Origin of the sequence: Jonquetella sp. BV3C21 (assembly GCF_000468895.1) — a bacterium.
Classification (GTDB): Bacteria; Synergistota; Synergistia; order Synergistales; family Dethiosulfovibrionaceae; genus Jonquetella; species Jonquetella anthropi.
This window is the reverse complement of record NZ_AWWC01000025.1, coordinates 24915-38173: the sequence shown is the minus strand read 5'-3', so window position 1 is coordinate 38173 and position 13259 is coordinate 24915. Positions and strand designations below refer to the sequence as shown.

The window sequence follows — 13259 nt, the reverse complement described above, 5'->3', positions numbered from 1 at the left end:
GGTTAACGCGAAGGCCGGCAGGATTTCTCCTGCCGGCCTTTTAATTGAAAATTATTTAACCCTCTAGGCTTGAGACGTCGCCGTCTTTAACCATCAGGCGAAGGACGTCGGTGGCGACGAGCATTTGAGAGTCGTACGTCACGACGAGACCGCAGAGGCGAAGGTCGTCCTCGGCGACCTGAAAGCGGCTCGGCAGCCCGGTGAGAAATTTGGGCAGGACCGAGTCCCAAGTACAGCCCAGCGAGCTGTCGAACGAGCCGGTCATGCCGGCGTCGGTCTGATACGCGGTCCCGCCTGGCAGAACTGTCTCGTCAGCAGTTGGAACGTGGGTGTGAGTTCCCACGCAGGCGATGGCGCGGCCGTCCAAGTAGTGGCCCATGGCCTTCTTTTCGGACGTGGCCTCGGCGTGAAAATCGACGAAGACCGGCCAGCCGGCCAACGAATCAAGGGCCTGATCGGCTATACGGAACGGGCAGTCCGTCGGGGGCATGAAGACGCGCCCCTGCAGGTTGAGCACCGCCAGTTTTCGGCCGTCTCCCTTGTCAATCCGGGCGATTCCCGTTCCGGGAACCGTCGGCGGGTAGTTGTGCGGCCGAAGGACTCGCGGCTCTTCATCTAAGAACGCATATATTTCCTTCTGATCCCAAATATGATTGCCCGACGTGATGACGTCCACGCCCAAGCTGAAAAACTCCGCGGCGATTTTAGCGGTCAGCCCGTGACCGCCGGCGGCGTTTTCGCCGTTGACGATGGTGAAGTCGGCGCCGTGGGCGCGGCGCAGGGCCGGCAGGGCGTCAGCCAGCAGGCGCCGCCCCGGCGAGCCGACGACGTCGCCGATGAAGATGACTTTCACGGCCGCCGCCTATTTTGCTAGGTCGGACGCGCGGATTTCCTTGATGACGGTCACCTTGATCTGTCCGGGATACTTGAGCTCGTCTTCGATCTTCCGGGCGATGTCGTAGGCCAGCTTGGCGACCGACGCCTCGTCGAGCACCTGCGGGGCCACCATGATTCGGACCTCGCGCCCAGCCTGAATGGCGTAGGCCTTCTGGACGCCCTTGAATGATTTTGCCAGCGTCTCCAGTTTTTCAAGCCGTTTGACGTAGGCGTCCAAGCTCTCGCGCCGGGCGCCCGGCCGAGCCGCGCTGATCGCGTCCGCCGTGGCGACAATGACGTCGTAAATCGACTTGACTTCCATGTCCTCGTGGTGCGCGCCGATGGCGTTGATAACTTCCGGACACTCGCCATACCGTTTGGCCAAGTCGGCACCGATCAGGGCGTGAGGGCCTTCGATCTTGTGGTCCACCGCCTTGCCGATGTCGTGCAGCAGGCCGGCTCGGCGCGCCATTTCCTCGTCGAGCTCCAGCTCGTTGGCGATCATGCCGGACAGGTAGGCCACTTCCAAGCTGTGCTGCAGGGCGTTCTGCCCGTAACTGAACCGATAGCGCAGCTGACCGACTAAATGGACGAGTTCGCTGTGCATCTGCTTGATTCCAAGGTCGAGCACGGCCTGCTCTCCCGCTTCGACGACCGATTCTTCGACGTCCTGTTCGGCCTTGGCGACCAGCTCTTCGATCCGGGCCGGGTGGATTCTCCCGTCAACCACAAGGCGCTCCAAGGCTCGGCGGGCAATTTCACGCCGGATTGGGTCAAAACAGCTGAGGGTGACGGCTTCAGGGGTGTCATCAACGATCAGATCTACGCCTGTGACGGTCTCGAAAGCCCGAATGTTGCGGCCTTCCCGGCCGATAATACGGCCTTTCATCTCGTCGGACGGCAGAGGAACCACGCTGACGGCCACATCGGACGACTGCTCGACGGCGCAGCGCTGAACGGCACTGACGACGATTTCTCTGGCGCGGCGTGCCGCTTCTCTCTGGTACTGCTCTTCCAGTTCCTTCAGCTTGAGACCGATGTCCCGCTGGGCCGACTCTTCCACTTGACGGAGCAGGATTTCCCGCGCGGCGTCCTGGCTGAGGGCGGCGACTTCCTCGAGTTTGGCGCTCTGCTGCTGCTTGAGCTCTTCGGCTTCGGCGAGTTTCTTGTCCAAGTTGTCCAGCCGATTTTTTACTTCTTCTTCCCTTCGGGTGATTTTGTCCAGTTTCTTGTCCAGGTTCTCTTCCTTCTGTTCCAGACGACGCTCCGTCCGGTCAACTTCAAGACGCCGCTCTTTCGCCTCTTTCTCCGCCGCTTGGCGAAGCGAGTACGCCTCGTCCCGGGCGCGGGTCAGCACAGACTGTCTTTCCCTATCCGCATCGAGCCGAGCGTCTTTGACGATCTTTTCCGACTGGGCCTTGGCCTCTTCCATTTGAGCTTTACCGGCGACCTTGACCGCAGTCTTCGACGCAAAGTAGCCGACGGCCCCGCCTGCAATCAGGCCGACGACGGCAAAAAGGATTACTGAAACTGCTGAACTCATTAAAATACCTCTTTTCCATAAATTAAGTTGTTCGTCTCTTCTGTTTAGTTTATTTATCAGAAGAAGAGAAGTAAGCCTGCGCCGGGCAAGCAAGGCGCAGGCTCGGGAATTATCTTAACAGATCTGGTGTATTTTAGCCTTTTTTGCACCAATCGACAACAGAAAAGACCGCGGGATGGGAGCGTTTTCTCGCGTCCCCATCCGGCGGCCTTTTTATTCCTCTTCGTTTTTCTCCCGCAAAGCCGCGCAAATCGCGCCTTTGGCGTCAGTTCCGCTGAACCCGCGGCGAATCAGCCGACCGAAAACTTTTTCCGGCGACAGATTTCTCCCCAGCCAATTAACGGCCAGGGCGCACGCCCGCGCCCGGTCGTCGACGCCCTCTTGTTCCATGGCGTTGGCAACGGTTTCCCGGCGGACGCCCCGAGAGGCCAGTTCGTCAAAAAGGCGGCGCCGTCCCCAGTCCTGCTTGGCCTGAACGAACGCCCGAGCGTAAAAGTCGTCGTCGATTAGCCCGCAGGCTTGGCCTTGCGCGATGAGCTGTTCGGACGTTTGGGGAGGACAGCCCCGCTCGGCAATCCGCCGGCGAATTTCCTTTTCCGTGCGAGGGACGGAGGTCAGGCGAAAGAAGACCGCCGTCCAGTTCGTTTCGTCCGCTTTTTTCCCGCTTTCCTTCGGTCTGCTCGTCGTTCTCATGTTACGCAGTCTCGGCGAGCTCAAGCAGCGTTCCATACCGACGGCGCACCTGCTCCATCAGGCCGTCCGGGACGGTTCCGGCTTGGACCATTTTTCTGGCTGTCTTTTGCGCGTCTTCCATGAGCTGAACGTCCCTCACGAGGTCGGCCACCCGAAAGTCGGTGATCCCGTGCTGGCGGACGCCGCAAAACTCGCCGGGGCCGCGCAGCGACATGTCCAAGTCGGCGATGGTGAACCCATCGTCGGTCCGGCAGAACGCCCGAAGCCGTTCGGCCGACGGGCCACCGGCGTGAGACAGCAGGAAGCACCAGCTCTGACGGTCGCCCCGGCCGACGCGGCCGCGAAGCTGATGAAGCTGGGACAGACCAAACCGTTCGGCGTCCTCGATGACCATCACTGTGGCATTCGGCACGTCGACCCCCACTTCGATGACCGTCGTGGCGGCCAAAAGCGTCAGCCGGCCGGCGGAAAAGTCTTCCATGACGGCCGTTTTTTCGTCCGAGGTCATGCGGCCGTGGAGCATGCCGGTACGTTCGGCGCCAAATCGCGCTTTCAGCTCGGCGAATCGGGCCTCAAGAGCCGCGACCGGCAGCTCTTCGCTCTCCTCGATGATCGGACAGATCCAGTAAACCTGCCGGCCGCCGTCCATCTGCTCTTCGAGCCAGTTCAGCAGGTCGGGCCTCTTGCTCTCGCTCACCCAGCTGGTCCGAATGGGAAGGCGTCCGGCCGGTTTGTGGCGAAGCGTCGACAGGGACAGATCGCCGTAGATCGAAAGCGCCAGCGTTCGGGGAATCGGCGTGGCTGTCATGACAAGCCGGTGCGGCTGACCGCCCGACCGGGCCGACAGGGTGCGCCGCTGCAACACACCGAACCGATGCTGTTCGTCGATGACGACCACGCCCAAGTCGGCGAAGTCGACGCCTTCCTGAACGAGCGCGTGAGTGCCGATCGCCAAGTCGATCGTCCCATCGGCCAGTCCGGTCAGGATCTCTTCTTTTTCGGACTGTTTGAGCCCGCCGGCCAGCAGGGCAGTTTTGACCCCGAGGGGATCAAGCCAGCGGCGCACGGTCATCCAGTGCTGGAAGGCCAGAACCTGCGTCGGCGCCATGAGGACGGCCTGTTTCCCAGACTCGACGGCCCGAAGCATGGCAAGAAGTGCCACGGCGGTTTTGCCCGAACCGACGTCGCCTTGAAGGAGCCTGTTCATCCCCGCCGGGTTCATCAGGTCCTCGTCAATTTCTGCGGTCGCCCGGCGCTGGTCATCGGTCAGGCTGAAGCCGAGGCGGTCGAGAAACGCCTGACGGAGCGGACGAGCCAGCCCGTCCAGCCGAGGGGCTCTTGCTTCTTTGTCGCTTCCGGCCCGGCGGAGCGCCAAGCCGATCTGAAGCCACAAGAACTCCTCAAACGCCAGCCTCGTTCGGGCGGCCAGCCACCCGGAGCGGGACGTCGGCCGGTGCATTTGGAGCACGGCGGTCTTGGCGTCCGGCCAGCCGCGCTCGCTGATCAAGCTTTCCGGCAGGGTTTCGGTCAGCTGGGAGACGCCAAAATCGACGGCTCGTGACACCAGTTCGCGAAGCCACCAGTCGGGGAGCTGAGCCGTTCCGGGGTAAATCGGCAGAATGGTCCCGATGATCGTCGGCTCCTGCCCTCCGCGGAGAACTTCAAGCTCCGGGTTAATCAGCTCCACCCGGTTTCCGCGCCGATTGACCTTCCCCCACAGGGCGAGTTCGGTCCCGGCTTGAAGCGCCCGCTCAAGCCCCGGACGGCCGAACCAGAGCGCGCCGGCGACCGATTGGCCGTCGCTCAGGCTGGCCCGAAGCATTGACACGCCCTTTTTGGGCGAGCGAAGCCGTGACCAGGACAGGACGACGGCCCGGAAAGCCCCCTGCGCGTCGTGAACTGCTGACGCTAAGGGGACGAGAGTGCGCCGGTCCTCGTACCGCCGCGGGAAAAAATAAAGCAGGTCTTCGATCGAAAAAAGCCCCAGACGGCCAAGGGCGTCCGCTCGAGCGGAACCGACGCCCTTTAAATCCGTCAGGGGACTTCGTAAGCTCAGTTCTTGCAGCTTGGATTTCACAAAGAGACACTCTGCTCGGAGAGCAGACGGGAGAAGCTCTCAACGAGCGCCCGACAGTCCGAAAGCAGCTCGTCACGCCGGTTGGTCAGCACGCGAACCTGCTCGGCGAGCCTTGCGGCCTGCTCCTGAGACTGGCCGATGATCTGCTGCGCCTTGGCTCTGGCGTCGGCGACGATTTGCTCGGACTGGGGGGCTGGCGAGCTGACCGGCCGAGGGGCCGACAGGGCTTCCTTCAGCGACCGCTTCAGGTCTTCCAGTTCAGCGGCTGCGCTGCTGCCGGACAGCTGGTCTTCCAGCTCGGCGTTGCGCCGCTGGGCTTCGGCGAGAAGCTCGGCGTACGCCTGAAGCGAGTCGGCGACACGGTCGAGAAAATCGTCCACTTGGTCTCGGTTGTATCCGCTGATGGAACGGCCAAAGACGACGCTGGCCGCCTCATTAGCCTTCATCAGCTCAACGGGCTGCATAGACGGCTCCGTCGATGTCAGGCACCCACTCTTCTACGACGCCCTGAGCAGAACAGAAGAGGAACGTAGCCGAGCTGATCCGGAACACGCCGTACTGCCATTTGCGGGCCTGATCTACCAGCTCGTCAAGGACACCCTGCGCGGCAATCGGCTCGGCGCCGTGGAAGTCAACCAGCACAATCTGGCCGGAGCGAATCGCTTCCAGCAGGTTGTCGGCCATCGCCGCCACGTTGTCACCCCGCACCAAAATAACCGGGACGCTTTCGCTCTCCACTTTGTTCTGCGGCGCTTTGTTTTCGCCTTCGTAGGGCGGAAGGTCTTTCGTCAGCCGCCGGCGTTCCTGCCCGGCAGCTCCTTCCTCCTGCTGCTGCCATTGCCGGCGCTTCTGTGCCCGGTACGACTGGGACCCGGCGTTCTCACCGTTCATTCCGAAAAGCTCTTTAATCTTCTCCAGCATCGTTTTTCCTCCTCAATACCTTCGCTCCCGCCGGTCAGCGGGCTCCGAAAATTGCCGTCCCGACGCGAACCATGGTACTGCCTTCTTCTATAGCAAGCTCGTAATCTCCCGACATTCCCATGGACAGCACGGGAAGCGAAAGCCCGGTACGTTTCCGAAGGCCCTCCGCGCAGTCTCGAAGAGCGGCAAATGACCGCCGAATCTGGTCTTTGTCGTCGGTCAGAGGGCCGACGGTCATCAGTCCCTGCCAGTCGAGCCGGCCGCACTGAACCAGCGCGTCAGCGATGATCGGCGCGTCGGCGAGCGCGCAGCCGCTTTTTGACTCCTCAAGCGACGTGTTCACCTCAAGGAGAACCGGACGCCTGACGCCCAATTCGGCCGCGATATCCTGCAGCCGTTGGGCCAGCTTGACGCTGTCGACGCTTTGGATAGAGTGGAACAGCTCCAGCGCCTTGCGCGCCTTATTCCGCTGGAGCTGGCCTATCAGGTGCCACTTGACCGGCGGCAGGCCGGCAGGCCACGCGGGGATCTTTTCCATTCCCTCCTGAACCCTGTTCTCGCCCAAGTCGGTGATCAACCCAGTCTGAACAGCTCGAATGATCATATCAAGAGGCTTCGTCTTTGACACGGCAACCAGCGTGACGTCGCCCCGCTTCCTGCCGCTGCGGGCCGCTGCCTGAGAAATCCTATCGAGCACTTCGCCGATTCGTTCCTCAAACGTCACCATACTTCGACTCTCCTCTCCTCCGCTGACGCGCCGTCCAAGACCAGCGGGTTCCCCAGCTGAAGGCCGCCGGAGATGAAAAAGCGCCCGTCGCCCAAGGGCCAGCCGGTCACTTGGATGAAGACAATTCTGTTCCCGTTCACCTCGTAAACGCCCCAATGCCCTTGGCGCATGACGACGGACGATTCGGGGACGAGATATCCAGAGGTCTCGCCGGCGCATATGAGCAGACGAAGCCGCCGGCTCCGAGTCATCCACAGCGGAAACATTGGCAGCTCCACCGCCACTTTAGCCATCAGGTCGCTCACCGGCAGGACGACCCGAACGTCTGCCTGCCAACGGGATCCGTTCGGCTCAAAACGTATCGTTACCTTTGATTTTTTCAGCGCGGCGCTCATGAAGTCGGTCGTCTGGACGTAAAAAAGCGCCCGAAGCCGTTGAGGCAGCGGGAGCAGTTTTCCGACGATGCTTCCCGCGGCGACCTCGCTGAAATTTTCAACCTGCTTAGGCTCAGGCACTTCGGGAAACGCCGCGGTGCCCGGCCACAGGTTCTGGTAGCTCCAGTTCCCTTCCATGCCGTCAGTCCACGGGAGAAAGAACCCTCTGCCGGGGGATTTAAGGTTAAACGTTTGGCCTCCGGACAGCAGGGTCGCTACGACTTCTCCAGCGACGACTGCCGCGCCGGCTCCCCCGCTGGTCAACTGAACAGCCCCGTCGCGGGGTGACTTCAGAAGCTGCTCCTGCCACAAAAGCAGCGCGTCAACCGACTGCTGCTGTTCGTACACCCACGGCTGAGGAAAGGTCACCGGCGGCAGCTGAACGTCCTGCGTCGCCCGAAGCCAACCCCAGTACGCCCACGCGGCGCAGCCAAAAACGAAGCTGACAGCGACAAGACGGCATACTTTTCTCAGCCTGCCGGGACGGCCTTCCTCTTCATGCGTTTCGGTTCGCCGCTCCACTGGCACTCCCCCTTACTCGTGCTATTTTATCATTCTTTCTTCCTATTCGTCTTTTTGTCGGTCATTCCTTCGTTCTGACGTTTTTTCGTCGATTTCTGCTTCGCTTTTGGCCGACAGAGGACACACAAAAAACTACTCAAAACTAATTTTTAGCGAGTGATTTTTATTATTTTTTGCTTTTACTCTTGCCATCACTGTCAAAATGGAGTATAAACGTGAAATCTTGCAGAACATCTGAAGGAGTTGATCGTATGGGCGCAACATCTACACCGATGGAAATTTTCAACGCTCACGTTTTTGACTTGGACAAGATGAAAAACTACATGCCCCAAGAGGCGTTCAAGAAGCTGGTCAACGCCATTGAAGGCGGGACACAGCTTGACAACGACGTGGCTGAGGCTGCCGCCTGCGCCATGCGCGAGTGGGCTCTCAGCATGGGCGCTACCCATTATACTCACTGGTTCCAGCCCCGCACGGAGGCGACGGCTGAAAAACACATGGCGTTCCTCTCGTATGACGACGACGCCAAGCCGTTTTACTCGTTCTCAGGCAAACAGCTCATCAGCAGCGAACCGGACGCGTCGTCGTTCCCGTCCGGCGGCATGCGCTCCACCTTTGAGGCCCGCGGCTACTGCGCGTGGGATCCGTCGAGCCCGGCGTTCCTCCTGATGAGCCACAAGGGCGGCACGCTCTGCATTCCTTCCGTTTTCATCTCCTACGACGGCACGCCGCTGGACATGAAGACCCCGCTGATAAAAAGCATCGACGCAGTGACGAACCAAGCGCTCCGGCTGCTTAAGATGTTCGGCAACCGGTCGGTCAAGTCCGTGCAGGTCACGGTGGGCGCCGAACAGGAGTACTTCCTGCTGGACGCCGATACCGCCGCCCGCCGGCCTGACCTGACGATCTGCAGCCGGGCCCTGATCGGCCAGCCGTCCCCGAAGGCGCAGAACGTGGAAGCTCACTACTTCGGTTCGATTCACCCGCGTATTCTTTCCTTTATGGAAGACGTGGAGCGGGACATGTACCGGCTCGGAACGGTCATCATGACCCGCCACAACGAGGCGGCGCCCTGCCAGTTTGAGTTTGCGCCCCTGCCGTCGGAAGCCAACCGAGGCTGCGACCAGAACCACATGCTGATGGAAGTGATGCGCCGAATGGCCCGGCGGCACGGCCTGAAGCTCATCTTCCACGAGAAGCCGTTCAACGGCACCAACGGGAGCGGCAAGCACCTGAACTTCTCGCTGAGGGACAGCGAAGGGCGCAACCTGCTCAAGCCGTCGTCCAATCGGGCGCGGAATATTCAGTTCCTCACCTTCCTTTCCGCGTTCCTGATCGGCATGGCTCGGAACGGAAGCCTTCTGCGGGCGTCCATCGCCTCGGCAGGCAACATGCACCGGCTCGGCGGACACGAAGCGCCTCCGGCGATCATGACCGCCTACTTGGGGTCGTTCTTGACCGACGTGCTGAACCGAATCGCCTCCGGCGGCGACGACCTGCAGGAGTCCGAGGCCGATCATCTGCTCGACTTGGGGCTCACCCGTCTTCCTCAGCTGGCCGGCGACTCGACCGACCGCAACAGGACGTCCCCTGTGGCCTTCACGGGAAACAAGTGGGAGTTCCGCGGCGTCGGTGCCCCTCAGGCCCTCGCCGGGCCTCTGACCGCCTGCTTGGCCCTGTGGGCCGAAGGGCTCGACGCGATGGCGACGGTCATCAGCAATCGGATGTCCGACGGCGCCACCGTTCAGGAAGCCGCCCTTTCGGCGATCCGCTTGGCTGCCGACGAAAGCGAAGCCTGCCGATTTGACGGCAACGGCTACGCCGCCGACTGGCCGGAGAAAGCCCGTCAGCGCGGCCTGCCGGTGAAAGAGACCACCATCGAGGCGCTTGACTCGTACTTGGAGCCAGCCAACTTGGCGCTGCTGTCCAAGCTCGGAATCATGGACGAGCGGGAAGTCCGGGCCTACCACGCCATTCGGGTTGAACAGTACGTTCAGTCTCTCACCGTGGAGGTTTCCGTGCTGATCACCATGATGAGGGAAGGCGTCCTGCCGGCAGTGGCCCGCCAGATATCGCTTCTCCAGTCAGCGCGGCCCGGCGTGTCCGCCGCGCCCAAGCGGGTGCAGGCCAAGTGGGACGACGAGAGCGAAAAGCTCGCGGCCTGCTGGGCGGATATCGCCGAGCAGACCGACGCCCTCGAGGCCCTGAAGGCTCGGCTCCCCGGCCTGCCAGCCCTCGAAGCGGCGGACGTCCTGACCGACCAAGCCCTTCCTATTATGGAAGAACTCCGCCGGCTGGCCAACTTCGCCGAGTCGCGGGTCAGCGCCGACCTGTGGCCCTACCCGACGACGAGAGAACTTTTCTCCGCAACGGCGACGACGCCCCAGCAAGCCAGACAGTAAACCGACGACGGCACGCCTCCCAGGAGGCGTGCCGTTTTTGCCGCTCTGACAGGCGAATATGTTATAATAATAACAAGCATTTTCGGGACGGCTTACGCGCTGCGAGGGACGCGGGTAAGCCGACCCGTCATCTTTTGTAAAGGAGAGGATTCGCATGGGCATGAAAGTTCCTGGGTTTGCCACACAATCTATCCACGCTGGGGCAGAGAAAAACGGTTTCGGCTCGCTGGCCGTTCCAATTTACGAGACGTCCACGTTCATTTTCGACTCGGCCGAGCAGGGCGGACGCCGTTTTGCTCTGGAAGAAGAAGGCTTCATCTACACCCGACTGGGCAACCCGACAACGGCCACCCTGGAACGGCGCGTTGCCGCTCTTGAGGGCGGCGACGAGGCCATCGCCACATCGAGCGGCATGGGCGCCATCGCGTCGGTCTTCTGGGCGCTGCTCAAAGCCGGCGATCACGTGGTCACCGACTCGTGCCTTTACGGCTGCACCTTCGCCCTTCTGGAACACTCTCTGACGCGCTTTGGCGTTGAAGTGTCGTTCGTCGACACGGCGAACTTGGAAGAAGTCCGCGCCGCCATGAAGCCCAACACCCGCATGGTGTACCTTGAGACGCCGGCGAACCCGAACCTGAAGATCGTCGACATCGCCGCCGTCTCGAAGATCGCCCACAGCCATGAGAACGTCGTCCTTGTGGTAGACAACACGTTCGCCACGCCGTACCTTCAGCGGCCGCTGGAGCTTGGAGCCGACGTGGTCGTCCACTCGGCGACCAAGTACCTGAACGGCCACGGCGACGTCATCGCCGGGCTCGTCGTCACCAACAAAGAACTGGCCTCCCCGATCCGCTGGGTCGGATTGAAAGACTGCACCGGCGCCGTGCTGGGACCGCAGGAAGCCTTCCTCATTATCCGCGGGCTGAAGACCCTGCCGATCCGCATGGAGCGCCACTGCGCCAACGCCAAATTGGTGGCCGAGTTCTTGGACAAGCACCCGAAGGTCGCCAAGGTCTACTACCCCGGCTTGGCGTCCCACGAGGGCCACGACATCGCAGCTAAGGAGATGAAGGACTTCGGCGCCATGATCTCCTTTGAACTGAAGGGCGGCGTCGAAGAAGGCCGCACCCTGATGAACAGCGTTAAGGTCTGCTCGCTGGCCGTCTCGCTGGGCGACACGGAGACGCTGATTCAGCACCCCGCCTCGATGACCCACTCTCCCTACTCGCCGGAAGAGCGGCACGCCGCTGGGATCACCGACGGCCTCGTCCGTCTGTCGGTTGGCCTTGAGGACCCTGAGGACATCATCGCCGACTTGGACGCCGCGTTGGCAAAAATTTAAGACCTGATAAAAAAGCTGGCCCTAAGCTTAGGGCCAGCTTTTTGTGTTTGCCGACGGAACAGGCAAGATAACAAAAAATCAGATGAGTCATAAATACCGCTTTCCTTGCGAAAGATTTCATTTATAATGAAACATCGGCAGCAAGAAATGTTCAGCCGTTTAAGACTGTCAACAAAAGCCTATGAGGAGGTTGTTTGTCGAATGTCGAGAGTTGCCATCAAGGGTTCCGCCTACTGCTTGGAGCACGTTCCTGGGCTGGGGTTCCACTACGGGAACACGCCGTACACCGCCGGCGAAGGAGAGAAAGAGTATCTCGCCGCTCTGCCGAAGCACCTGCAGACCTACGAGGAAGCGAAGGACTACGCTCCCAACCAAGTCTACATCGGCGCCATGCCCATCGACGCGCTGGAGTCCCAGCCGAAGCCGATGTACGAGAACCGCATTGCCAACGCGCCCCGCTTCGGCCGCTACGGCGAAATCATGCCTGAGGACGAGTTCCTTGGGCTGATGGATATCTGCGACGTGTTTGACCTGGTCTGGCTCGAGAAGGGCTATGCCGCCGAGGTCAAGACCAAGCTGGAGGCCCATGAGCTGATCACCGACGCCATGGTGGCCCGCCTTGAAGCCGGTCACGACGCCGAAGAAATCGCCAAGGAGACGTCTGAGCACTCCGCCCTGCCACTCTATCTGGGCGACCGGGTTGTGGGCTGCGTCCGTTCCGGCCACAGCGTCGACGAGAACCTGTTTCCCCACGTGCTGATGGAGAACATCGCCAGCAAGGCCGGCAGCGTTCTGACCCTGCTCCACCTGCTCAAGAACACCGGAATGAAGCCCGAGGACGTGGACTTCCTCATCGAGTGCTCCGAAGAGGCTGCAGGCGACGCCTGCCAGCGCGGCGGCGGCAACTTCGCCAAGGCCATCGCCGAGATCGCCGGCTGCCCGAACGCTTCCGGCTGCGATATCCGCGGGTTCTGCGCCGGCCCGGTCAACGCCATGATCGCCGCCGCTTCCCAGGTGGCTGCTGGCACGCGCAAAAACGTGATCGTCATCGCCGGCGGCGCCATCCCGAAGCTCTACATGAACAGCCGCGACCACGTCAAAAAGGGCATGCCCGCCCTTGAGGACTGCCTTGGCTCGTTCGCCGTCCTTCTGACCCCGCCGGACGGCCACAGCGCGGAAATGCGCCTTGACTGCCTCGGCAAGCACACCGTCGGCGCCGGCGCCGCTCCTCAGGCCATCACTCAGGTTCTGACCTGGGATCCGCTTCAGAAAGCCGGCCTGACCTACAACGACGTCGACAAGTTCGGCGCTGAGCTTCACATTCCTGAAATCACCGAGCCGGCCGGCGCCGGCAACGTGCCGCTGGCCAACATCAAGATGATCGCCGCTCTGGCCGTCATGAAGAAGGCCGTCGAGAAGAAGGACATGATGAACTTCGTCAAGGAAAAGGGCCTGCCGGGCTTCGCCCACACGCAGGGCCATATCCCCGCCGGCGCCCCCTTCATCGGACAGGCCGCCGACATGATCACCGAGGGCAAGATCAACCGGGCGATGATCATCGGCAAGGGATCTCTGTTCCTCGCCCGTCTGACCAACCTAGCCGACGGCGCGTCGTTCATCATCGAAAAGCCGGCAGCCGCTGAAACCGCCGTTTCTAAGGACGACATCAAGAGCACCCTGCTGGAGGCTCTGAGCGAGCTGGCCACCTCCCTCACGAAGTAA

Annotated in this window: 11 protein-coding genes; 3 read left to right on the top strand and 8 right to left on the bottom strand. The window is 61.5% G+C overall.

Translation table 11 applies throughout. The annotated features are described in order from the left end of the window. Positions 1-55: 55 nt before the first annotated feature. The 8 genes from HMPREF1249_RS06685 to HMPREF1249_RS06650 all read right to left on the bottom strand — a co-directional run bounded on the left by HMPREF1249_RS06685 (position 56) and on the right by HMPREF1249_RS06650 (position 7793). Positions 56-853 carry a TIGR00282 family metallophosphoesterase gene (locus HMPREF1249_RS06685; protein WP_008521315.1) on the bottom strand — a complete coding sequence of 266 codons (798 nt, stop codon included), beginning with the start codon at positions 851-853 and terminating at the stop codon, positions 56-58. 9 nt (positions 854-862) lie between these two features. After that, entirely contained in the window at positions 863-2419 is a 1557-nt protein-coding gene (gene rny / locus HMPREF1249_RS06680; protein WP_008521316.1) for a ribonuclease Y, read from the bottom strand. A gap of 213 nt (positions 2420-2632) precedes the next feature. Then, positions 2633-3112 (bottom strand): regulatory protein RecX, encoded by a 480-nt coding sequence (locus HMPREF1249_RS06675; RefSeq protein WP_008521317.1) that lies wholly within the window; start codon positions 3110-3112, stop codon positions 2633-2635. Between the two features lies 1 nt (position 3113). After that, positions 3114-5189 (bottom strand): ATP-dependent DNA helicase RecG, encoded by a 2076-nt coding sequence (gene recG, locus HMPREF1249_RS06670; RefSeq protein ID WP_021776051.1) that lies wholly within the window; start codon positions 5187-5189, stop codon positions 3114-3116. Continuing rightward, on the bottom strand, positions 5186-5653 hold the full coding sequence (locus HMPREF1249_RS06665) for a DivIVA domain-containing protein (RefSeq protein WP_008521319.1): 468 nt from the start codon (positions 5651-5653) through the stop codon (positions 5186-5188). Before HMPREF1249_RS06665 ends, recG begins: the two co-directional genes overlap by 4 nt. Beyond that, positions 5640-6110 (bottom strand): hypothetical protein, encoded by a 471-nt coding sequence (locus tag HMPREF1249_RS06660; RefSeq protein WP_008521320.1) that lies wholly within the window; start codon positions 6108-6110, stop codon positions 5640-5642. The genes HMPREF1249_RS06665 and HMPREF1249_RS06660 overlap by 14 nt, the downstream gene beginning before the upstream one ends. 34 nt (positions 6111-6144) lie before the next feature. Beyond that, on the bottom strand, positions 6145-6837 hold the full coding sequence (locus HMPREF1249_RS06655) for a YggS family pyridoxal phosphate-dependent enzyme (RefSeq protein WP_008521321.1): 693 nt from the start codon (positions 6835-6837) through the stop codon (positions 6145-6147). Further along, positions 6831-7793: a secretion protein HlyD gene (locus HMPREF1249_RS06650; protein WP_021776023.1), complete on the bottom strand. Its 963-nt coding sequence runs from the start codon at positions 7791-7793 to the stop codon at positions 6831-6833. The genes HMPREF1249_RS06655 and HMPREF1249_RS06650 overlap by 7 nt, the downstream gene beginning before the upstream one ends. A gap of 251 nt (positions 7794-8044) precedes the next feature. On the opposite strand from HMPREF1249_RS06650, the gene HMPREF1249_RS06645 reads away from it, so the two are divergent. The 3 genes from HMPREF1249_RS06645 to grdC all read left to right on the top strand — a co-directional run bounded on the left by HMPREF1249_RS06645 (position 8045) and on the right by grdC (position 13259). After that, complete coding sequence (locus HMPREF1249_RS06645) at positions 8045-10195, top strand: glutamine synthetase III (RefSeq protein ID WP_021776049.1); 2151 nt, start codon at positions 8045-8047, stop codon at positions 10193-10195. A gap of 154 nt (positions 10196-10349) precedes the next feature. Further along, positions 10350-11537, top strand: a complete 1188-nt coding sequence (megL, locus tag HMPREF1249_RS06640; RefSeq protein WP_008521325.1) for a methionine gamma-lyase — start codon at positions 10350-10352, stop codon at positions 11535-11537. Positions 11538-11738: 201 nt separating this feature from the next. Continuing rightward, complete coding sequence (gene grdC / locus HMPREF1249_RS06635) at positions 11739-13259, top strand: glycine/sarcosine/betaine reductase complex component C subunit beta (protein ID WP_008521327.1); 1521 nt, start codon at positions 11739-11741, stop codon at positions 13257-13259.

Excerpts from the sequence above, each read along its gene's own strand:
- rny (WP_008521316.1), bottom strand. The coding sequence starts at position 2,419 with ATGAGTTCAGCAGTTTCAGTAATCCTTTTTGCCGTCGTCGGCCTGATT.
- HMPREF1249_RS06660 (WP_008521320.1), bottom strand. The coding sequence starts at position 6,110 with ATGCTGGAGAAGATTAAAGAGCTTTTCGGAATGAACGGTGAGAACGCC.
- megL (WP_008521325.1), top strand. The coding sequence starts at position 10,350 with ATGGGCATGAAAGTTCCTGGGTTTGCCACACAATCTATCCACGCTGGG.
- HMPREF1249_RS06665 (WP_008521319.1), bottom strand. The coding sequence starts at position 5,653 with ATGCAGCCCGTTGAGCTGATGAAGGCTAATGAGGCGGCCAGCGTCGTC.
- grdC (WP_008521327.1), top strand. The coding sequence starts at position 11,739 with ATGTCGAGAGTTGCCATCAAGGGTTCCGCCTACTGCTTGGAGCACGTT.
- HMPREF1249_RS06645 (WP_021776049.1), top strand. The coding sequence starts at position 8,045 with ATGGGCGCAACATCTACACCGATGGAAATTTTCAACGCTCACGTTTTT.
- HMPREF1249_RS06655 (WP_008521321.1), bottom strand. The coding sequence starts at position 6,837 with ATGGTGACGTTTGAGGAACGAATCGGCGAAGTGCTCGATAGGATTTCT.
- HMPREF1249_RS06675 (WP_008521317.1), bottom strand. The coding sequence starts at position 3,112 with ATGAGAACGACGAGCAGACCGAAGGAAAGCGGGAAAAAAGCGGACGAA.